Consider the following 20,267-nt stretch of genomic DNA (forward strand, 5'->3'; position numbering starts at 1 on the left):
AATTCAAGCGCCCACGGCGCGTAAGGCCGAGGGCTTGTTCAGGCTGGTGTTGACGCGCGCGAGCTGACGAATCTCCGCAAGTCCAAGCAAATAGCAGACGACCGACTCGCCTCCACGGTTTTCGTTGGCGCGATCGGGATGCAATCCATCGCGGCAGCTCCCGGTGTGCGGATCGACCAGTGCTACGGACAGATCATTGCTGCCCAGAAACCAGCCGAAGGCGCGCATGGCCATGGTTTTCCACTCGGCATCGCCGTCCGCACGCCACGCCGTCAGGCAGGCAGCGATCGTTGCCGTGGCTTCCACGGGTTGCTGATCGAAGGCGCGGGGATGTTGCCGCTGTTCGCCGAAGCTGCCGGTGCCCACCGGCCGGAAATGACCTGCCACGCTCGTCTGCTGCGTCATCAGCCAGCGCAATGAGCGCAATCCGGCATCGCGGTATTGCGGCGTTTGAGTCGTCATCCCTGTCAGCATCAAGGCTTGCGGCAATCGCGCGTTGTCGTAAGCGAGCCCTTCCTCGAACCACACCCAGTCCGGCGTCTCTACCGACGCCAGACAGGACATCAACCTGTCAGCAAGCGCATGCCGGACTTCCCTCGCGTGGAGATCATCCGGAGCAATAGTGCAATAAGCGTCCAGACCTAGCAGCATGAACGCCCACGCGCGGGGCGAGCTGAAGCTCTCCGCCGCCGACAAAGCCTGGGCGAACAAATCGGTGGCCCACCTGCGCCGCGACGGGCTCGTGTCTCTGCGTGCCGCCTCGCCCAATGCCCATAGCGTCCGCCCGTGACTGTCTTCCGAGCCTCTGTCCTCGAGCCAGGTTCGGTTGAAGCCCATGAAGTTGCGAAATTGCCTGGTGTCGGGATTCCACGCATGCTGTACGAAAGCCGCAAAGCGGGTCGTCAGGATTTCCGGCAACGCCTGTTCGCCGGGATTGTTGAGGGCGCAGGCCAAGAGCAACGCCCGGGCATTGTCATCGACGCAATAGCCGTGCGAGCGATCCGGCACCGACTGAACCGCGTGCTGGAACAAGCCGATGTCGTCGCACATCGTCATGAAATGGCCAATCTGCATGTCGGGCGCCGCGGGGCCGCGTGGTTCCGGCGCGCCGGGATCGGGACGCGCAAAGACCTTGAGCCGATGACTGTGCCGCGCGGCCTCGAAGCCGGACATGTAGCGCTCGGCCGTGCGTTCCCACGTCATCATTCGGCTCATCGCGTATGCGCGTTGGCACATCGCTTGCCGGCGCGCGTCGTCAGTGAGCAGCTTGGCGATCTCACCGCCGATCGCCGCCGCATCGCCGAACGGCACGAGAACTCCGCATCCATCGGCAAGCAGCTCGCGTGCGTGCCAGTAAGGCGTCGAGACGACCGGCTTCCCGAGCCCAAAACTGTAAGCCAGGGTTCCAGAGGTCATCTGGGCCTCGTTGAGATAGGGCGTGACATAGACGTCGCACATCGAGATGAAATCGAGCAGCGTGGCCTGATCCACGAACCGGTCGAGGAACACCACGTGGTCTTCGACGCCCAGCTCGCGGACCCGCGCCATCAGACTTTCGCGATAGGCTTCGCCCTGATCTCGAACCAGATTAGGGTGCGTTGCGCCGAGCACGACATACACCGCATTCGCGCAGTGATTCAGAATCGAGGGCATTGCATCGATCATGACTTCGATGCCCTTGTTGGGGGACAGCAGCCCGAACGTCAGAATGACCGACTTGCCGTCAAATCCGAGCCTGGCCTTCGCCGTATCGGGCCCGGCAAAGGCGACATCGGGAATGCCGTGGGCGATCACCTCGATCTTGTCGTCCGGCACGAGGTAGACGCTGCGCAGTAGCTCGCGGGCCTTGTTGGCCATCACCACCACCTTCGACGACGCATCGACGATGCGCTCCATGACCGCGCGCTGCTTGGCTGACGGGTTGGCCAGTACGGTATGAAGCGTCGTCACGACCGGCATGGTCAGGCGCGCCAGCAGCGGGAGGATATGGGCGCCGGCTTCGCCGCCGAAAATGCCGAATTCGTGCTGCAGGCACACGGTATCGAACCGGCCGGCATTCAGGAAATCCGCTGCATGCAGGTAGTCTTCGACATTGTCGTCCTTGATCTGGAAAGCGACCGCCGGCGGATAGTCGTAGGCCTGGCCGCGATCGGTCATCGCCACGATGCAGGTTTCCAGATCAGGGCGTGACGCCGATATCGCTCTCTGCAGGTCCATCGTGAAGGTTGCGATTCCGCAACGGCGAGGCAGCGAGTTGCCGATAAGGGCGATGCGGCGGAGCCACGTCATGTCTGTGCCTCGATGATCTTGCCCGATTTCCTGGAGCCCGTGCCGGTGGAAGCATCGGGAGACTTGGTCGCTCGTCCGGTGCAGTCCTGCAGCAGCAAAACCATGGGATCCGGTCCCGGATAGGCGAGCAGGCCGGTCATTCCGTCCGGGCCAACCTCGATGCCGGCGCTGTCGGCCTCGATCAAGATCGCGTCACCGACGGTCGCATTCGTTCGCCCGATGCGCCCCTTCCCCTCGATCACGAGGATCCAGGTTTCCCGGTCGGCATCGAGCGCCCACTGCGAATTGGCGTGGAAGTCGACCCGCTCGAGCACGAATTGTGGGCGCGCGACGAGAACTCTTCGTGCGTCGGTGAGACGCCGCGGAGCGAATTGAGCCTGGGATGGCCCGGCGTCGGAAGCAGCCACCGCGTCGTCTTCGTGCAGTTCGCGGTGCCTGCCAAAGTCGAACAGGCGGAATGTCGTATCGCTGCGTTGCTGAATCTCGGCGAGCACGATACCGGCGCCGATGGCGTGGATTGTGCCGCCGGGGACGAAGATGAAGTCGCCCTTCGCAACAGAGCGCCATTGCACGAGACCGGCGATCGAGCCGTCCCTGATCGCTGCGCGCAACGCCTGCGGCGTGAGGCGCCGCGTCAGTCCCAGCGCTACCCGCGCGCCCGGCGCTGCCGACAGGATGTACCATGCCTCGGTCTTCCCGTTCGGCAAATCGATGGCGTGCGCGAATTCATCGTCGGGATGGACCTGGATCGACAGAGGTTGGCTGGTAAACAGGAGCTTGAGCAGCAGGGCGGAGCCTGGTGCATCTTTATCGATGCGATCAAACCACAATTCCCCGACGGGGTCGCCCGAAACGTCGATGCAGCTCCATGGTCGGATGTCTGCGACCCCCCATGGTCTGCGCGCAACCTGCACCGAGGCATGTTCGATGGTCATGGATTGTCCTTACCCTTGACGCGCATCTCGAAGCGACTGCTGTTGGTCGATGCGGTCGGTAAGATCTGGCGTGGCTAAAAAAAAGCGTCGCGCTTCGCGACAGGCGCTGTCACAGCGATCCGATCGTGTCCTTCATCAGATGGCTACTCCGGCATCCGATAACAACCTTTGCGCGTTCATAAAGACGGGCGTGCCTTCATCAATGTTCGTTGCCGTTCGCGTCATTCTTGTGCTTGTGCAGAAATCGGGCGATCTGCCCACGAAGTTCCGCCGTCTCCAGCAACTTGCCGACCGATCCAGCGGTGTCGAAGATCTCACGCTGCAACGTCGTCGGCAGCGCGTTCCATTGCATGATGACGGCCGCGCCAAGGCACCGCAGAACGCGCTCCTCTTCGCTTGCAAGGGCCGCGCCGCGAGGTTGGTCCGGGCTTATGACATGAACTGCGTCGTGGTAGTCGTCCGCCAGTCTCTGCTCGTTATCAGCAAGCGAGACGAGGCGGTCCTGCAGTTCCTGAAGTTTGCGGCCTTCATCCAGATCGGTCGAACCCTTGACCCGTTCGCCGTATTTGGCCGCTTCTGCACGATATTGTTTAGACTTGAACATGTCCGGCCTTTCTTAGGCGCCGCCATCCATTACGATCAAACTCGATAGTCGACCAGAACAGACACGGCGGCGTTGCCGCAAAATCCGAGCTGCTGTTGCAAAGCGGCAGCGACGCGTCGACAGCGCGCGCTCTTCGACTAAGGTCGCCGTCTCACAGTTCCGCGCAAACTTGGTCGCAGGGCTCAACAGCCGCGACAGACATTCTTTAGTTTGGCCGCGATTCGAGTGTCTTCCGCGATCAACGGATCGTTGTATGCAGGTCGCGATGCGTCGTCGCTGGTCGTCGCGGGCTTCTTCACCTTCGGCGGAAACGCAGCGTCGTAACAAGCGAGGCGTCCGCCCGTGCTTTCGATCGTGCGGCAGTTCAGCTCCGCGGCGACGGCGCCTTGGGCGAATGTACCGAGCGCAAATGCGACAGGAAGCGTCTTTATCCAGGTGCCTTTTCGGGCAACATTCACGCCGATCATCTCGTACTTTTTTCTTCTGCCGAGGCGAAAACCGTCTGCCCGCCGTTTGCTCTGGCGCGGCAGCACAGCCGTTCCCTCAGGCTTCGAGCTTATCGAACTCGTCAGGCAGCAAGATCTGGCCTCGCGGCGTACAGATCCGCACGTCCATATAGTCTTCCTGCAAGAGCTCCCGCGCTTTCTTCAAGGCGGCAGCCGCCGTGTCGCGACTCAGATTGACGCGGCCGGCTCCATTGTGGCCGCCAACCAGGTATTGCATTCGTGTTGCGCTATCCACGCCGGACAACCGCTGCAAATACCAGGAGCACATGAAACAGTAGGAAGATCACCGGCGACACGATCCAGTCGGCTGCCAAACGAGATCGAGACATCCACGCTCCTCTTCCTTTCTTTCGGCGGGAGCGTTCGTTACCCTCAGTCACCGGTGGAAGCCGCAGGATGGGCGGTGATGAGCAACTCTACGCTTACGTCCTGGGAATAGCGAGCGCTAAAATGTCGAGGAACAGCAGCGAGATCGAATTTGCAGGGCTCTCCGCCTCGGAGTGCCGGGCGATGCTTCTTGCACAAACCGACGAGGTCATCGAGTGATGAGAGCCGTTGGCTCGAATTCAAAGTCCGGAGCAGCCTCCACGAACGTCCCGAATGGCGATTTAGGTTCGCTCCACAACCAAGCAACTGTTCTGCGCCTCCGTGATCTGTCGAAATGGGGACCCCCCAGCATTGAGGCTGCCTCCGTTGGCGGTCGTCGCCCCCGCCGCACCCGCAGAGTTGAATTGAATCCTTCACTCCCCTGAAGCGGCGACGAAACAAAGTCAGACTTCTCAGCCGGCACGTGTTATGAACAGGGATGAAGAGATTGTTCCTGGCGCTGATCGTTGCAGGGTCGCCACCACAGCCCAGACGATCGACCCGACGACGGCTCCGGAAGAGGAGCCTTCCTTCCGCGAATTAGGCCGACCGCGCCGAACAGAAGGCGGATGATGCCAGTGGCGCTAAAGAACGCTGCTGGGACCGAGGCAGCGATGGGCGCGACATTGAGATACGCCCGTGAAGGTTTCAAAGCCCTAAGCGGGCGCCTTCCTGCCCTCAACCGAGCGCCTAATGAGGTCGGCTAACCGTTCCAAGCCGCATGTCGAGGCCGGAGACCATAAGATGAGTGACGATCGGGAACTTCATCGCGCTGCCAAAGCGAACCGAGAGCGCCTTGCGGTCGCGCATCGCGAGGTGGTCTTGCAAGAAGAGGCAAAAAATGCCGTTGATATTCGCGAAAACATGGCGCGCCTCAAGGAACTGAGATTGGCCAAGGAAGCACAAGAGACTCGAACGAAAATCTCCAAAGCGAACCAGCGCCCGGCGCCTAGGCCGGGACGATCCAGATAAAGCTGATTCAGTTAGCGGGTCTTCCTGTTCAGGTTCGCCTTTCGCGTGAGCAGCCAGCTGCTGGCAGTCGCTCATTCTGTGCGACCCGCGCTTCTGCTTTTCCGTACCCATGACGCGCACTAGCTCGGGCGCGCCACGGTGGCCCGTGAAAAGCCCGCCAGCGGCTGGTGCCAGGGCTCGAATTAGCTCGCGTTTGACTCCCCTGGGCGCGCGATCGCCAAGAAAGCCTCTTTCGCTTCTGCGCAGCTTTGAATTCAAGGACATATCTTTGAACAGCGTGCTTGGCATTGGAGCTCCAACGACGCATCAGGCTCCGGTCATTAGACCTATGGGGATATGGTCATGTGGACATTCATCGAAACCCTTTATCGCGACTATTGTTTTGCCCGCCTGCAAGAGATGCGGAAGCTCGAATCCTCGCACTGAGGCATGAGCAACGAGAGGAGCTACCCGATCGTGTCGACCCTGTTGTCGGCCTTGGCGATCGGCATCGCGATCTCGGTCATCATGGGGCAACCGCCCCAAGGCCATCCAAAAAAGCCCGTCTGTCGTCTTGTACTGAATCCCTGGGACGCTTCCCTCCGAACGAGAGAGAGAGAGAGAGAGAGAGAGCAATGCAGCACCAACCAACCAATTTCAGGATCTGGATCGAGTCCTTTACGACGCCCAGCATCGTCGCACCGCCGATCTTCTCGGCTGGCTGAAGCAATTTATCAGGGACCGCCGACAGTCAAGAACGACCAACTGGCGAACCGCAGCTATCGCGGGTGCGCCCGCACCCGGACCCTGAGGCCAGGCTCCAGCCGTTCGTAGGAAGTTTCGCCTTCGAGCTGTTTGCGCCAGCAGCTGAACTATCCGCGACTCCAATCCCTCCGGCGCCGCCCCCTCACTGAGACCCACGCCATTGTCGGACACCGAGAGATCGATACCGCTTGCGCTCGAAAACGCGACCGCGATGTGGCCCGGCCTGTCGCTAGGAAATGCGTATTCAGCGAGTTCGTCACCAGTTCGTTCGTGATCATGCCGATTGCGAGTGCATGGTTGCTGGCGAGGTCGATGTCCTCGCAGACCCCCTGACACGCGATCGGTCCGGAAAGGGCCTAAGGACTGAAAGACCTTCTCGACCAAGTCGTTCAGGAAATAGCGCATGTTAGTCCCGCTTCGGCGATAGATGGTCCTAGACCTCCGCCATCACCTGCAGCCGGCGCGCGGTAGCCTCGAGCGCAGCCGCGACCTCCGGACCTCCATGCCGCGCCTCCAGCCTGATCATGCCGCCGAGGATCGTCAGATTGTTCTTGGTCCGGTGAGCCATCTCTTGCAGCAGCAAGGCCTTCGTCTTGTCTGCCATGACGACCCGGCGCAGTTCGGCACGCTGGAATTCGGCGACGGCGGCCGTCCCGGCGGCGGTGATCGCAAAGAGCGCATTCGTCGCGAAATAGTCGATACCCAGGCTGCCCGCATAGCTGACATAGGCGCCGACGGCGACGGCGATGATCGCCGCGAATATTCCGGACCTCCGGTCGAAGATCAGGCCCGAGAGAAACACGCCCGGCAGCAGCAGGTACCCCGGCGAGCCGGTCTGCATCTGCAGCGCCATCTGCAGTATGGCGCAGCCCAGCATGATGCTCGCGGAGATGCCGTACCGGACGGGAGTCGGAAGCCGGTGCTTGAGTACGAGCGGGGAGAGCCTGTTCATGGATTGAAAACTACGTGCCGCGGACAGCTGTTCCTGGCGGGATCCAATTCCACAAGGCCGTGCTCGTCCGCAAGAGCCATTGACGCGGGGAACGACCGAGCGCTGCGCCGTTCGATGCGAGACCCATACGTTTCGTCACCGGCAGTGAGCATACTCCTTGTAGAGGACGACCCTCTGATCCGCGAGTTCGTCGTCGAGGCGCTTCGCGAGGCGGGCTATCACGTGATCCACGCGAGCACCGGCGACAAGGCGCTGGCATGGTGCAACCGCCGCGTCGCGGATGTCCTGGTGACTGACGTCAGGTTGCCCGGGCAAGTCGATGGATGGCAGATCGCGGAACGCTATCGGAAGCAGTCTCCCAATTTGCCGGTCATCTACGCGACTGGCTTCTCACCCGTCCTGCCACGTCCCGTCCCCGGCAGCCGCATTGTTAAGAAACCCTTTCGGCCGGAAGAGATAGTTCGAATAGTAGAGGAGCTCGGCCAGACGAAGGGGACGCCTTCAGCTTAGCTGTCTTACCGGCTGCCGTGCTTTCACCGATTCAGCAGGGGCGATGCGCGCAGATCAAACTTTCCTGCGCAGGAACGAAGGCGTCAGTGCTAAGTTTTCCCAATGCCCCTGCCCAGGGGCGAACCCCGTACTGCCCCCCCAGCTCACACCCCCTAGCCCCCAGAGCTGGGGCCTTTATCCTCGGTAGATCCTCCGGGGTAGGCAGGCCTGGGCCGGAACGGTTCTGGCGGCGTTGGCGCTGGCCAAGTTCAAGAAATACGACAGCCAGGCCGACGCAAAGCGCAACGTCGTCGCCGCGATCGAGAGCGTCTCAAAGCGGCTCGGCAACACGCCGGCCATCTGCCGCAAGTGCTACGTGCACCCGGAAGTCCTGAACGCCTACATGTCCGGGAACCTCGTGAAGATGATTGAAGCCAAGATAGCGCAGAAGTTCAAGCGCCAGTACGCCAAGCTTACCTCCGACGAGATCGTGGTGCTGGCATTTCTCCGCAGGCGTCTCGGTTCTCTGAAGGAAGCCGCCTAGCCTGACGCACCATTTTCTGGACGCCTGTGCCCTCCTCAGTCGTTCCGGGCGCGTCTCAAACGACGGGTGCTCTCGTCGGCAGAAACGGACCCTTCTTTCAAATCCGGGGTGCTGGACGTGGTCCGGTCGCGGCTCGCGATACCGTGCGGGTTCGGTTCGACGCTACGAACGCGAACTAGTGGAGTCGAAGTCGAAGCTTCAGGAGGGTCTGGCCACTCAGCTGGAACCGCACAGCTGCGCGAACAATTCATTGCCGTCCTCGGCCACGATCTTCGAAATCCGCTTGCGGCCATCAGCGCCGGCGCGCGGATCCTGCAGCGGTCGGGCGAGCTGCAGGAACCAAAAGAGCTTCGTATTCTCGACATGATCAACTCGACCGTCACCCGCATGTCCGATCTGATTGACGACATTCTGGATTTCGCGCGCGGACGACTGGGAGGGGGCATCACCTTGCACCGAGACGCCAAGCCGATCGAGCCTGTGCTCGAGCAGGTCGTCGACGAATTACGAACGGCGTCTCCTCAACGCCTGATCCAGACCGACTTCGAGATAAACGAGCCCGTCGACTGCGATCGCGCGCGTATCGGACAGTTGGCCTCCAATTTGATTGGTAATGCCCTTACTCATGGAGCGCCGGACCAGCCGGTGCGGATGGGGGCCAGAACGGAGGGCGGGACATTCAGGCTCTGGGTGGCTAATTGCGGCGAACCCATTCCAGGAAGCCGCCATGCAGAGACTGTTTGAGCCGTTCTTCCGCGGAGAGGTGCGCAACAGCCGAAACGGACTCGGTCTGGGACTGCATATCGCTTCGCAGATTGCGCAAGCGCACGACGGAAGGATCGACGTGACCTCGACGCCGGAAGAATCCCAGTTCGTGTTCTCGATGCCGCTCGTCCGGAACGATCGGGCCAAATGATCGCGCGTTCCCGACGCCCTTTCCTTCGGAACCAATCCTCCCCGCTTTGCTTGGCATGCAAAGGTCATGCTGAAATGTCGAAGGTGAAGCCGGTCATCCTGATCGTCGAAGACGAGTTCCTGCTGCGCATGGATTCCGTCGAGATTTTGGAGGATGCGGGGTTCGACGTCATCCCGGCTGCAAATGCCGACGAAGCCATCGCAATCCTGTCGACCCGGGCCGATATCCACCTTGTCTTCACCGATATCCAGATGCCCGGTTCAATGGACGGGTTGAAGCTTGCCCAGTTCGTGCGGGACCGTTGGCCGCCGATCAAAATAGTTGCGACATCGGGTCATGTCCGGGCCGCGGGCGATGATTTACCAAAGGGCAGCGTTTTTCTGCCTAAACCGTACCGTGGGGCCGAACTCATCGCGACGCTGCGGGACATGACGGGGATCGCCTGAGATCGATCACATTTTTCGCTCCCCTCGCGAAACCAGCGGGCCCATCGAGTTCGACGGCGCTTGAAGATAGGGCCCTGCCGATCAAACCACATCAGGACAGCCTGCGTTCCGGGGACGCACCTTTCGATCCTCGGCCTACCTAGCGAGCAGAGAGAGCCGGATCCTTCACTGCCACAGCGCCCCCTCGGGCGGGACCGAGACCCTGGAGACCATGGCCAAAGCCACGCGCCAGCGCGGTTTCGAGTATTTCGGGTGCGCGGACTGTAAATAAGCGCCGAAACTTTGACCCCCATCGGCTTTCAACGTTGACCCCACGCGTGACGACCATTCCGGTGATGTTTCAAGGAATTGGGCGACGTGGGCCGGGGTCATCCTTCGGCGCCGATCGGGGGTCAAACAACACGCCGAATGACAGGGGGATTCCCGCACTTCCCGACTCGAAGCCAACCGCGATTTGCGCGGGACGTCAGCTCGACGAATAGACGAGCAAAACACTTGCGGGATCGGGCGTTCGAGTCCTTGCCCTCGGTAGTCGCCGGTTCGGAGGAGCGGGAACGTTCAGTGGGCTCACGCCGTCATCGCGACAGCCGCGGCGTCGGAAGCTTGCTGGCGTCGGACTTAGGAACTGCGCGTTCCGCGCTGACTTCGGTCGATGACGCCGGCGACAATGGATGAGCGTCGCCTCAACCGTCACACGGGCGCAGCGTCGGCGGGGCCCAGTGCATTCCGCGATTTCGCCGTTCGCCACGCCCTCAAGGTTCAGCTCCAGATCGTCGATGCCGAACACGCAGGTGATGAAGGCCCAGAAGCTCGCAAGCGTGAAGCCGAGCAGAACGACCACAAGGATTAGCGGCGACACGCGGGTCGGCGTTCACCTGGCGACCCGCGATCGATTGAAGTTTTCTGCGTCCCGTGTCAGGTTGGGATTACCTAGGGGCTACACCCTGGGGCTACACCGGCAGTCCTCGGTGTGCAGAAAAGCCTGATTTTACGGGGCTTTCTCGAAATTATGGCGGAGAGGGAGGGATTCTCGTCCCCGATACGAATCTATACTGGCCAGCCTCCGCCCGCGGCAGCTACTGGATGTTTCCCAGCGCCCAACCAAGCAGTCGGCCACGAAGACCTCCCCGCTGGCGAACTTCGAGGAACCTGAGAACCTCGGGACAATCATTTGCGATAACCGCCGCTTCCAGCAGACCCTTGGCAGACCCCTCCGAGATGCCCTTCTCATGACGAACGAGGCACTCGAGCACCGACAGGAAGTCGGTGTCGGACTTCGCTAAGCGCAACAAGTCGGGGAGCAGCGCAGGACGCAGCGCATAGATCTCGACGATCTTGTCCAATTCTCCCCGCTCAATCAGCTTGACAATCGACGAGACATTTACCGACGACGTCGAAAGAACCTCGTGGAGCTTAAGCAGCGCCGGACTCGAAACAACCGAGAGGATGATCGAGCGCATATTTCTGCTGTTCGTCTTGTCGTCGACGATCGCCTGTGCCACGGCGTACACGGTACGCTTGGCATCCTCGTCCACGGGCACCTCGACAACATACTGCCCAAATCCTTCCGCCTTTCGCTGCGCTCGGTACTTGCGCTTGGCTTCGGCCGCCTCTGAAACCTTCTTCTTAACGCGAGCGACGCGGGCATATGCTTTTATCGGTTCCAGGCCGAATTCCGCGACCTTCTCGTCAAACTGAGACTCGTTGCAGAAGTCTGCTCCCGAGCCTTCTTCGAGAGTCTCATGGCAGTTTCCAGAGCTCCTTTCACCGCAGGTCTTTGTGGTCATTTGCACGACTAGTCCCGAGACCAGTCTCCCTATGCCTGGCCTGCGAAACGCCAATCGCATCGCGCGCGCAGAATGCCGCGCGTCGAGCGACGTGCCGGAGGCTCGTTTCAATGTTTTCAGGGGTGCGCGAGGCCGTTTGCCGGGATGAAGGCCTGATATCTGGAGAAGCCTTCACCGCCTTCCGTCACTAAGTGACGCCGGATCGGAAACTTCCGGCGAGCCTCTCCATGGCCCGCACGACCGCCCTCGGGAGCGGTGGACACATGTTATATAGGGCGGCCCCTCTAGCACGCCAAACTCTCGAGAGCAGTATAGTTAAGATGAGTTAATGCCGGGGCTCTCCGCGCCGAGTCGGCACGGCCTCTCTAGAGCCCCGAACGGGACACTCATCGCTGCGAACAGCATCGCCTCGCGAAGGCTGCCGCTTCCAAAGCATTCGAGCGGAAGTCGCGAGCTTTCCCACCTCAGCCACAAGGACTAGTCCGAAGACTAGTCCGGCGTTCAACAATCAATTAAGCGGCGCAAGGTGCTAAGTACCGCTTACAAGGCGGCCCTCGCCTCTCCGGCAACGCAGCAACAAAAATAATTTGGGACGGAATTTTTTCGTCGCCACCGATTCTCGCCTGATCTTCTCAGAGAGTGTCCACAAATTTTGCAAGCTTTTGCGCACGCAACGCAATTTGCGCAGGCAACAAAGCAGCTGGCATAATCTACTGCGCAGCGCATCCGAGCTGGGCAGACAGGAGCGAAGAGTGGAACGGCCCAAAATCGGCATTGATGAACTCTTGGAGAGCTCTGAGGATTCCCGCTCGGTCGAGGCATCTCAGCACAATGCGGCGCCCTGCCGGCCCTACGCCTTTCCTAAACTCAGGCGGTCTCACATCCTCAAAGTCGCGAACAACGATTCGCATTCGCCGAAAGGCCATTCCGACACTCCCGCCTCGGACCTCGCGCAAGATGCCAACGACGCTGGCACATCACTGCACGCGATCGAAGCTCCGAACGCGACGTTGAGGGAAACCCCATCGTTGCCCAATCCCTTCGATGATCCGCTCGTGACTAATGCCGACGTCCGAGTGGATGCTCTTAGGCTCGTGCGTCTGGTCGACATCTCGGTCGGTCATCGGCTCCGTGGCATCATCGACGAATTCATCCCAGTCATGGTTGGCTCCCTGTCCACCAATGACGTCATCCAGCCGGTGGTTGTCCGACCGGATCCCATGAACCCGGGCAAATTCCTGCTCGTTGCTGGCCTACAGAGGCTCAATGCCGCACGTACCAGTGGCGAGGACCAGATTCGTTGCCGCGTCGTCGGACTCACCGATGAGGAAGCAGAACTTTGGGAAATCGAAGAAAACCTCGTTCGAAGCCCGTTCACGCCGGCGCAAGAAGCGCTTGCCATTGATCGCTGTCGGGAGCTCCACGAGCAGTTGCACGGCAAACCGAAGGCCAGAGGAGCGGCCGCAGCCAATCGTGCCATGGGTCGGGCACACGCATCCGCCAGTGTGGCGGATGCGTCGCCCTCCTTTGTCGAGACCACCGCGAGGCGGATCGGCAAGTCTGCGCGGTCCGTTCAGCGGATTGTTCAGCGTGCCTCTCGGAACGGGCGCAACGATCTCGAGCGTGTTGTCGGCACATCGTTGGACCGGGGCAACGAACTTGACACACTGCCCATGTTGCCGCTGGACACGCGCGAGGCCCTCATCAAGGAGGCGGCCGCCGGTCAAGATGTCTCGGCGGTGGACCAATGGGGATCAGGCGACAGTCCCATGTCGTATAGGCAGTCGCGCGGCGGTCTGATCTCGGCCCAGCCCGGCGACCAACCAGTTAAGTGCGATGAAGGCGTCCGGGGACTCGCCGCCCTGCAAGCAGCCTGGCATGAAGCCTCCGTTCCCGCTCGCGAGGCATTTCTTGCCTGGATCGACGAAACCAACGCTGCGGCCACGACCCTGGAATCCCAATCGTTTGAAGCCTTCCAATCCGAGGACGGCAAATGAGCCTTCAGGCGACGATATGGGGATGGAAGCAGCTCAACATCACGTCCACAGAGAAAATCGTTCTCCTCGACCTCTGCGATCGCGCGAACGACGCCAATGTGTGTTGGCCCAAACAAAAAACCATCGCAAATCGGACCCGCCTCACTGAGCGCACGGTCTGCACCGTATTGGCCAAACTTGAAGCGCTTAAACTCATCCACCGTAAATCGAGGAACGTCAATCGCAAGCGTACGTCCGACTGGATCACTCTCCTGATCCGTCCTCTCGAACCGCCGCCGACCGCAGCTCCGCCGGTCGGCCCGCCTCCTGCGGATACTCCTTCCCACCCCACACTGAAGAATGAAGCTGTTTCTGGTGATAACCAGAACGTCGTTCAGGTTCCTACCGGAACGAATTTCAGCGTAATCTACCATGATGAAACACCCAGACAGAACCAGCCCCTACCCAGCTTCATCGAGCCGTTTCCCGAGCCCGGGCGCCTCGACGTAGACGCCATCATCTACGCCGTTCGAACCATCGAAGGGATTGCGGTGGAGCTAGGACCCGCAATTGACTGGTCTGCCCCAGGTATCAACAACTTGGCGCCTGTCGCGACGTGGCTGATGCACTTTGATGAGCGCGAGGTGAAGTCCTGCCTGATCAAGGTTGCCCGACGAGTTGGCAATGGCGCCAGCAAGATTGCTTCTTGGAAGTATTTCGAAGCCGAAGTCCTGAACGCATGCCGAGCTGATCAGGACGATGGCTAAGCTCCAGCGCACGCCCAGCGGCGGGACGCATGACCGTACGCGATCGTGCTGGGAAGTCATGGTCGCGTCCATGCGTTCCCGGCGGTCAGCCGATAAACGACGACGCTCAAGGCAGGGCAGCCGTCAGTCAGTCCAAGATGGGCTTCAGACCGGCTCAAACAACCGCGAACTCAATCGCGACTGAGTTCCGGAAAAGCGATCACAGTGCCGCCCTGCTCGCCCGAAAATGGAGCATCGTCCTCTCCCCGGGCGCCCTCCGCGTCTGCTGCCGCCGAGCGCTCGGCCTCGAGCAGCGCGGCGATTTCGGCGCCGTCGACGCTACCCCGCTCGAACAGCCGGCGCGCCACCGCGATCAACGCCGTCCGGTTGCCCTCGAGCAGGTCATGGCAGGCACGGTCAGCCTCGGCAAGCTCGATGCCGACCGCGGCGCGAATATCGACGTGGCGGAGAAATTCCTCCGCATGGCGCGGGTCGCCGAGGTGCGTCAGGGGCGACGGTCCCGCCAAACCCAGGCCGCCTAACATCGCGCAGCTCAGCCTGGTGGCCTCCGCCAGATCCTGTTGGGCGCCGTGGGACGCCTCACCAAGCAGGACTTCCTCGGCGGCACGGCCGGCGAGCAAGACTTCGATACGTGACCTATAATCGCTCGCCGTGCCTTCGAAGACCTGGCGGGTGGTACGCATCGACATCCCGAGCCGCCGGTCCGTGCGCGTCGTGTTGGCGACGACGCCGTCGGGGCCGAAGCGGAGCACATCGACCACCGCGTGGCCCGCTTCGTGGATCGACGTCCTCCAGCGCAGCTTGCCGGAAACGTCGTGGTCGCCGACGAGAGCAAGACGGAGGTCGTCGAGCCTGAGTTCGCGGTTCTCCCGCCGCGCCACACGGCGTGCGTCCTTCACCGCGCGCTCCGCGTCGGCGCCGGTCATGCCAGCTGCCGACATCACGACGGTGGAGATGTCCACGCCGACCAGATCGCCCTTCAACCGAACCCGGAAGATCTTCTTGAGCTCGTCCTGATCGGGCGGACTGATGCGCACCACGTTCTCGAAGCGGCCCGCCCGCAGCAGCGCGGGATCGCAAGCCTCGACCTCGTTGGTGCAGCCGATCAGGAAGACGCCCTCCCGCCGGCGCACACCATCAACCTCCTCAAGCAGCGCGTTGATGCAATTCCTGACGTAGTCTGAGTGCGAGTGCTTGACGGCGCGACGGTCGACGAAACTATCGCATTCCTCGAGCAGCATCACGCAGGGCGCCTGAGCCCGGGCGGAGGCGAAGTCTCGGCGCATCGCCGCCAGGAAATCGCCTAAGTGCCCCTCTGCCTGCCAGGAATAATACGAGCAGACGATCAGCGGGATGCCTGATTTCGAATCCTCGCCTGACGCGCTACGCGCGAACGCCTCTGCGAACAGCGTCTTGCCGACGCCGGGTGGCCCAGCGAGCATCACGGCGCTCGAGACCGCATCCCAGGGGATCTCGCCGTGTCGCCAGGCGGCGAGATCGGCGATCGCATCGTCAGCCCAGGCGCGCGCACCAGCCATGCCATGGATCTCGGAGAGCACCAGCCCCCGCGACGGCCGTTCGGCCCTCTTCGAGGCGGCGAGACGGTGCAGCTCGTCGACGCATTCTTCCGGCGTGCGGTCGAACCGAATCGCCGCTGCGAGGTCACCTACACCAACATCGCGCATCGTCTCCGCCGGCACATCGACCGCCGTCCTGATGCCGGTGACGGCGCGGATGGTGCGCGACACCGTCGCGGGATCGAGCATGGGCAACTCGATCCGGTACCGGGCCGCTTCGTTCAGCACTTTCGGAAGGCAGGCGCGGCCGTTGGACGAGAACGCCACGAAGGGCAGCGCGTAGGCGCACATGTCGGCAGCGACGCGCTCCAGCCGCTGTTTGGCAGCGCCTTTGAGCGGCTCCCTCAGCACGATATAGGCGCCGTCGAGACCGTCGCGACGGCCGGGAGCGGTCTTGACCAGGTCGATCATACGCAGCGCGTCGTCGAAAAACATCCCGCGCCACCCGCCTTTAAGCGCGTCGAGCATCGCGCCGTCGGCGACGTCGACGACAACGGGAGCGCCGCCGCAGATCAAGTCCCGCGCAGCGTCCGGCGCGGCGTCGAAAGCGCGGGCGAGCAGCAGAGCCGCGGCAATTCGCGCCGGGCTCGGGGGGCATCCCTCGCGGCTTGCATTCTCCTCGAAGCCAGTGTCGTCATCGACATCCGCCAAGCGCGTCAGACTGGCGAAGCCGCCCGACCGGGCGATAGGCGGCCGATCGTCGCCCACGGCGAGGTTCCACCGGAAGCGCAAGGCATCGCGCCAAGCCTGCCCATAAGCCCGCCGCTCGATGGGTCCAATGCCGGTGCCGGCGAAGGACACCGGGCGGTGCGTACCGCCGTTACGGGGCCCAAAGACACTCGACATGCTCGTGGTCTCGTTCATGTCTAGATCTCGATGAGAGGATCGGACCCGAGGCGCTCGTTCGGGTAGCCAAGCGCCGCGGCGAAGCCCTGCTCGTTGTCGCTGGCGACGACGATCAAGGACGCGTTCAAGGCGGAAAAATCGGCATGCAGGTCGCTCGTCGGCTGCACCATCACGACCCACCTCCCGTCAGCCGGGGCGGCGTCTTGGGAACACGGGCGCCGGCACGGCGGCTGCCGAGCCAGATCTCGTGCATCGACCAGGATGCCGAGAGGCGCGTGCGCTCGCGCGTCTCGATCGGCATGCGGGCGAGCGTGTGCGACAGCACCATCGCCGCGGCGGGATCAAACAAGGCGCAGGCCAGCAACACTGTCATGCTGAGATCGACGCGCAGGCCGATGCGCTCGGGGATTCGACGTCCGATGACGATGCCGATGGCGGCGGCAGCGTCGCCGCGGATCACCGCACGCCACTCGGGCATCGTGGCGGAGATGCCGGCGACGAAGCTGGCGACCTCGGAGCGAGCGCGTTCGTCGAAGGATTCAGCCGTCTTTGTGCGCCAGTAGAAGAACACCGGAGGCAGCGCCTCGCCGTCCGGGAATTCGCCTTCTTTCATCGGGCAAAGCTCCGTCATTCGCGCGGCAGGCCGCGCGTGATGTTGAGATGCGGAATTTGAAAAGGTTAGGCGAGGGAGGGTCCTTGGCGGACCCTGCCCTGCCTCGCCGGGACACGCCCCGTCACGTCACGCCGTGCCGGACCACGCCTAGCCTCGCGGTGTCGAGCCATGCCAAGACTATTCGAGCTGCGACTCCTCGATCAGGAAGCGACCGAAGTCGGGACGGTGGTCGCCGATGCCGAAGGGACCCGCCATGCGGAAGTAGCTCACGACGTCCTCCCGGTTAATAATGGTGGTGATGAACGAGCCGCGTACGGTCGCGCTCCAGCCGTCGAAGCACGGACGCGTGCGCGCCACCCGCGAGTCGTCGACGCGCACGATCTCGCGGTGGCGGAAGCGCGGGTCCTGCCAGAGCTCTTCGACCGTCTTCGGGCCATCGTACTCGAGCATCGCGGGACCCTCGGCGACGAAGGCCGCCTTGGTCGCCTTGCCCTTGCGGACCGTCTTGGCGCCGTTGACGAGCGCACCCTTGATCGCGGACGGCGGCAGACACGGCCGGCCTTCGTGAAGCCACAGCGATCCGTGCCACTCGAGCTCCGCGATCCGGTGATGGTCAGCGTCGGTTTTGTGCTGCTTCCCCGTGAGCTTTTTGAGCGCCTTCGCGGTGGGGTCGAACGGGTCGGCGAGCCTGCTGGAGTGCATCAGCATGGGGCCGACGCCGACCAGACGGAGGGTGATCATCTCCACCGCCATGATCAGATCTCCCCCTCGGTGGGATCGAAGAGCGGTGCCGTCTCGGCGATGCTGCGGACGATGTTGGCATACGAGGCCGGCTTGGCCGCGTAACGACGGGCGCGCAGCATGCTGGTCACCACCTCGTGGCACTCGTGGCACAGCACCGTGAGGTCGCCATCGCGCTCATCTCCGAGGTTGTCGTAGGTGCGATGGTGCGCCTCGAGCTGCTCGGTCGCCGCGCAGAGCACGCAGCGATGGCCGGCGGCCGCGATCGCACGCTGGCGAATCTGCCGCCAAGCGGCGCTACGCAGATGTTTCTCGTAATCCACCATCGGTCATCGTCCCCGGTCAGTTTCCTGAGGGGCGGTGTAGCACAGTTCTTCTGGTTTGGGGACAAATTGTCCCCAAAAACCCGGAAATTCTCGTTAACCTTAACCGTCGGTTAACAGGAAAGGTAAAAATGTAACCATTGATTAGTAGCTCGCCCCGTTCGGAGGCCCGGCCGGAGAACTGATAGATTCCGATGGACGACCACCTGCTCACCCCCTCCCTGCTTCGAGCAGCGCGCGCCCTGCTCGGATGGAGTCAAACCGAACTTGGGCAGAAGGCTGGCGTGTCGCGGAAGGCCATCGCAACGTTCGAGACGGCCAAGCCATCCGATCGAACCGATCCGCGCCGCAAGGCCGTGCTGCAGACGCTGCGGCAATATCTCGAAGTCGAATGCGATATCGAGTTCACCTTCGCGAGTGACAAGACGGGCGAAGGCGTACGTCGCGCGAAGTCGAGGTGACGGGAGCGACCAAAAGATTCCGGTGGGCAGGATGACAGAAGGCCAATCCTAAGCCGTACAAGGCAAGTCCTACAACTAGAATACTCGCATGTCAGCCGATTCGACCTATCCAGCCGTCGCTGCGGATGATTTTGCGCGCCGCTTCTCGCAACGGGGCGGAAATCTGATGTGGTTGCTCGGAGCCGGTGGATCGGCGGCCGCCGGCATCCCGACGGCGTGGGACATGATCTGGGAGTTCAAGCAGCAGCTCTACATAAGTCAGCGGCGCGTCTCCCCGAAAATGGTCGCCGACCTTGCCAACCCAGCCGTCCGGCGCGAACTGCAGTCATTCGTCGACGGCATCGGGAATTTGCCGCCGCCCGGCGCTCCCGACGAGTATGCGGCTCTCTTCGAAGCCGTCTATCCGAGCGAGGCGGACCGTCGAACCTACATCGCGTCGAAGGTGAGCGGCGCCAAGCCGTCTTACGGACACGTCGCTCTTGCGACAATGATGCGGGCCGGACGTGCTCGTCTCGTCTGGACGACCAACTTCGATCCGTTGATCGCTGACGGCTGCGCGAAGGTCTACGGCGGAACTGGTCAGTTGACGACGGTGGCGATCGAGACCAGAAGTCTTGGGCGCCAAGTCATCGACGAGGGGCGTTGGCCCGTCGAAGTCAAAATGCACGGCGACTTTCGATCGCGCAGACTGAAGAACACCGGAGACGAACTGCGCGAACAGGATGCGAAACTCAGGTCGCTGTTGATCGACAGTTGCGGCCGGTGGGGCCTGATCGTAGCTGGCTACAGCGGCCGCGACGACTCCATCATGGACACCCTGGAAACGGCTCTCGAGCGCGACACCCCTTTTCCTGCCGGTATCTTCTGGCTCCATCGCGGCGAGGACCCGCCGTTGCCGCGCGTCAAACGGCTCTTGGCGGCCGCCGCCCGCAAAGGCGTCGACGGCGGGCTGGTGCCGATCGAGAATTTCGACGAGGTCTTGCGCGACCTCGTTCGCCTGGCGGAGGATCTGGACACTAAGGCCTTGGACGAACTCGCTTCGGAGCGACGAATCTGGTCGCCCGCACCGCGACCAACCGGCAAGCGCGGTTTTCCAGTGGTCCGGCTCAATGCACTCGAATTGATCGAAACGCCGACCGTTTGTCGCCGCGTCGGATGCGGCATCGGCGGCGTGGCGGAGGTCAGGTCGGCGATCGAAGCCGCAGCCCTGCCGGTGCTCGCGACCCGGTCACGAGCCGGAGTACTCGCTTTCGGCTCCGACGCCAACGTGCGAGCCGTGCTTTCGGCCTACGACATTGAAAGCTTCGACCTGCACGCGATCGAAGTCCGCCGATTGCTATAGCGCGACAATCTGGGTGGGAAGCCGTATTGCCTCACATATCGATGCTCCCGGGCGCGATCAGTTGCCTCATT

At 62.1% G+C, this 20,267-nt stretch carries 23 protein-coding genes; 10 read left to right on the forward strand and 13 right to left on the reverse strand.

Annotation, left to right across the window (positions count from 1 at the left end):
- Window positions 1–3: 3 nt before the first annotated feature.
- From QJT82_RS38725 to QJT82_RS38755, 7 genes are all read right to left on the reverse strand, one after another.
- Window positions 4–2,289 carry a glycosyltransferase family 4 protein gene (locus QJT82_RS38725; RefSeq protein WP_028343606.1) on the reverse strand — a complete coding sequence of 762 codons (2,286 nt, stop codon included), beginning with the start codon at window positions 2,287–2,289 and terminating at the stop codon, window positions 4–6.
- On the reverse strand, window positions 2,286–3,224 hold the full coding sequence (locus QJT82_RS38730; protein WP_028343605.1) for a class I mannose-6-phosphate isomerase: 939 nt from the start codon (window positions 3,222–3,224) through the stop codon (window positions 2,286–2,288). The genes QJT82_RS38725 and QJT82_RS38730 overlap by 4 nt, the downstream gene beginning before the upstream one ends.
- A gap of 199 nt (window positions 3,225–3,423) precedes the next feature.
- On the reverse strand, window positions 3,424–3,828 hold the full coding sequence (locus tag QJT82_RS38735; protein WP_035632824.1) for a hypothetical protein: 405 nt from the start codon (window positions 3,826–3,828) through the stop codon (window positions 3,424–3,426).
- Between the two features lie 182 nt (window positions 3,829–4,010).
- Window positions 4,011–4,361 (reverse strand): type VI secretion protein, encoded by a 351-nt coding sequence (locus QJT82_RS38740; RefSeq protein WP_245288865.1) that lies wholly within the window; start codon window positions 4,359–4,361, stop codon window positions 4,011–4,013.
- A 10-nt stretch (window positions 4,362–4,371) separates the two neighbouring features.
- Window positions 4,372–4,551 carry a hypothetical protein gene (locus QJT82_RS38745; RefSeq protein WP_028343602.1) on the reverse strand — a complete coding sequence of 60 codons (180 nt, stop codon included), beginning with the start codon at window positions 4,549–4,551 and terminating at the stop codon, window positions 4,372–4,374.
- An 839-nt stretch (window positions 4,552–5,390) separates the two neighbouring features.
- Entirely contained in the window at window positions 5,391–5,960 is a 570-nt protein-coding gene (locus QJT82_RS38750) for a hypothetical protein (protein WP_245288864.1), read from the reverse strand.
- An 889-nt stretch (window positions 5,961–6,849) separates the two neighbouring features.
- Window positions 6,850–7,269, reverse strand: a complete 420-nt coding sequence (locus QJT82_RS38755; protein ID WP_245288863.1) for a histidine kinase dimerization/phosphoacceptor domain -containing protein — start codon at window positions 7,267–7,269, stop codon at window positions 6,850–6,852.
- A 243-nt stretch (window positions 7,270–7,512) separates the two neighbouring features.
- Between QJT82_RS38755 and QJT82_RS38760 the strand changes: the two genes are divergently transcribed.
- The 6 genes from QJT82_RS38760 to QJT82_RS38785 all read left to right on the forward strand — a co-directional run bounded on the left by QJT82_RS38760 (window position 7,513) and on the right by QJT82_RS38785 (window position 10,613).
- A complete protein-coding gene (locus tag QJT82_RS38760; RefSeq protein WP_028343600.1) occupies window positions 7,513–7,878 on the forward strand; it encodes a response regulator in 366 nt (121 codons plus the stop codon).
- Between the two features lie 232 nt (window positions 7,879–8,110).
- A complete protein-coding gene (locus QJT82_RS38765) occupies window positions 8,111–8,401 on the forward strand; it encodes a hypothetical protein (protein ID WP_016845119.1) in 291 nt (96 codons plus the stop codon).
- A 108-nt stretch (window positions 8,402–8,509) separates the two neighbouring features.
- Complete coding sequence (locus QJT82_RS38770; protein WP_245288862.1) at window positions 8,510–9,145, forward strand: HAMP domain-containing sensor histidine kinase; 636 nt, start codon at window positions 8,510–8,512, stop codon at window positions 9,143–9,145.
- Window positions 9,129–9,317, forward strand: a complete 189-nt coding sequence (locus QJT82_RS38775; RefSeq protein WP_028343597.1) for an ATP-binding protein — start codon at window positions 9,129–9,131, stop codon at window positions 9,315–9,317. The genes QJT82_RS38770 and QJT82_RS38775 overlap by 17 nt, the downstream gene beginning before the upstream one ends.
- 74 nt (window positions 9,318–9,391) lie before the next feature.
- A complete protein-coding gene (locus tag QJT82_RS38780; protein WP_016845117.1) occupies window positions 9,392–9,763 on the forward strand; it encodes a response regulator in 372 nt (123 codons plus the stop codon).
- Between the two features lie 652 nt (window positions 9,764–10,415).
- The gene (locus tag QJT82_RS38785; RefSeq protein WP_016845116.1) at window positions 10,416–10,613 is read left to right on the forward strand and encodes a hypothetical protein; all 198 of its coding nucleotides are present in this window, start codon (window positions 10,416–10,418) and stop codon (window positions 10,611–10,613) included.
- Window positions 10,614–10,839: 226 nt separating this feature from the next.
- Here the strand turns inward: QJT82_RS38785 and QJT82_RS38790 are convergent, their stop codons facing one another.
- A complete protein-coding gene (locus QJT82_RS38790) occupies window positions 10,840–11,550 on the reverse strand; it encodes a hypothetical protein (protein WP_245288861.1) in 711 nt (236 codons plus the stop codon).
- 752 nt (window positions 11,551–12,302) lie between these two features.
- On the opposite strand from QJT82_RS38790, the gene QJT82_RS38795 reads away from it, so the two are divergent.
- Both QJT82_RS38795 and QJT82_RS38800 read left to right on the forward strand, forming a co-directional pair.
- On the forward strand, window positions 12,303–13,547 hold the full coding sequence (locus QJT82_RS38795; protein WP_155258716.1) for a ParB N-terminal domain-containing protein: 1,245 nt from the start codon (window positions 12,303–12,305) through the stop codon (window positions 13,545–13,547).
- Window positions 13,544–14,293 (forward strand): helix-turn-helix domain-containing protein, encoded by a 750-nt coding sequence (locus QJT82_RS38800; protein WP_016845114.1) that lies wholly within the window; start codon window positions 13,544–13,546, stop codon window positions 14,291–14,293. The genes QJT82_RS38795 and QJT82_RS38800 overlap by 4 nt, the downstream gene beginning before the upstream one ends.
- Before the next feature lie 170 nt (window positions 14,294–14,463).
- Here the strand turns inward: QJT82_RS38800 and QJT82_RS38805 are convergent, their stop codons facing one another.
- The 5 genes from QJT82_RS38805 to QJT82_RS38825 all read right to left on the reverse strand — a co-directional run bounded on the left by QJT82_RS38805 (window position 14,464) and on the right by QJT82_RS38825 (window position 18,396).
- On the reverse strand, window positions 14,464–16,734 hold the full coding sequence (locus tag QJT82_RS38805) for an AAA family ATPase (RefSeq protein WP_028343594.1): 2,271 nt from the start codon (window positions 16,732–16,734) through the stop codon (window positions 14,464–14,466).
- Window positions 16,735–16,736: 2 nt separating this feature from the next.
- Complete coding sequence (locus QJT82_RS38810; RefSeq protein WP_155258715.1) at window positions 16,737–16,889, reverse strand: hypothetical protein; 153 nt, start codon at window positions 16,887–16,889, stop codon at window positions 16,737–16,739.
- Entirely contained in the window at window positions 16,886–17,329 is a 444-nt protein-coding gene (locus QJT82_RS38815; RefSeq protein WP_051448084.1) for a hypothetical protein, read from the reverse strand. The genes QJT82_RS38810 and QJT82_RS38815 overlap by 4 nt, the downstream gene beginning before the upstream one ends.
- A 177-nt stretch (window positions 17,330–17,506) precedes the next feature.
- Window positions 17,507–18,082 (reverse strand): hypothetical protein, encoded by a 576-nt coding sequence (locus QJT82_RS38820; RefSeq protein ID WP_016845111.1) that lies wholly within the window; start codon window positions 18,080–18,082, stop codon window positions 17,507–17,509.
- A 2-nt stretch (window positions 18,083–18,084) separates the two neighbouring features.
- On the reverse strand, window positions 18,085–18,396 hold the full coding sequence (locus QJT82_RS38825) for a hypothetical protein (protein ID WP_016845110.1): 312 nt from the start codon (window positions 18,394–18,396) through the stop codon (window positions 18,085–18,087).
- Between the two features lie 191 nt (window positions 18,397–18,587).
- Between QJT82_RS38825 and QJT82_RS38830 the strand changes: the two genes are divergently transcribed.
- Complete coding sequence (locus QJT82_RS38830) at window positions 18,588–18,854, forward strand: helix-turn-helix domain-containing protein (protein WP_016845109.1); 267 nt, start codon at window positions 18,588–18,590, stop codon at window positions 18,852–18,854.
- Between the two features lie 88 nt (window positions 18,855–18,942).
- Complete coding sequence (locus tag QJT82_RS38835; RefSeq protein ID WP_245288860.1) at window positions 18,943–20,196, forward strand: SIR2 family protein; 1,254 nt, start codon at window positions 18,943–18,945, stop codon at window positions 20,194–20,196.
- Window positions 20,197–20,267: the final 71 nt, after the last annotated feature.

It is taken from the genome of Bradyrhizobium sp. Mp19 (assembly GCF_029952935.1).
In the GTDB taxonomy this organism is placed as follows: Bacteria; Pseudomonadota; Alphaproteobacteria; order Rhizobiales; family Xanthobacteraceae; genus Bradyrhizobium; species Bradyrhizobium elkanii.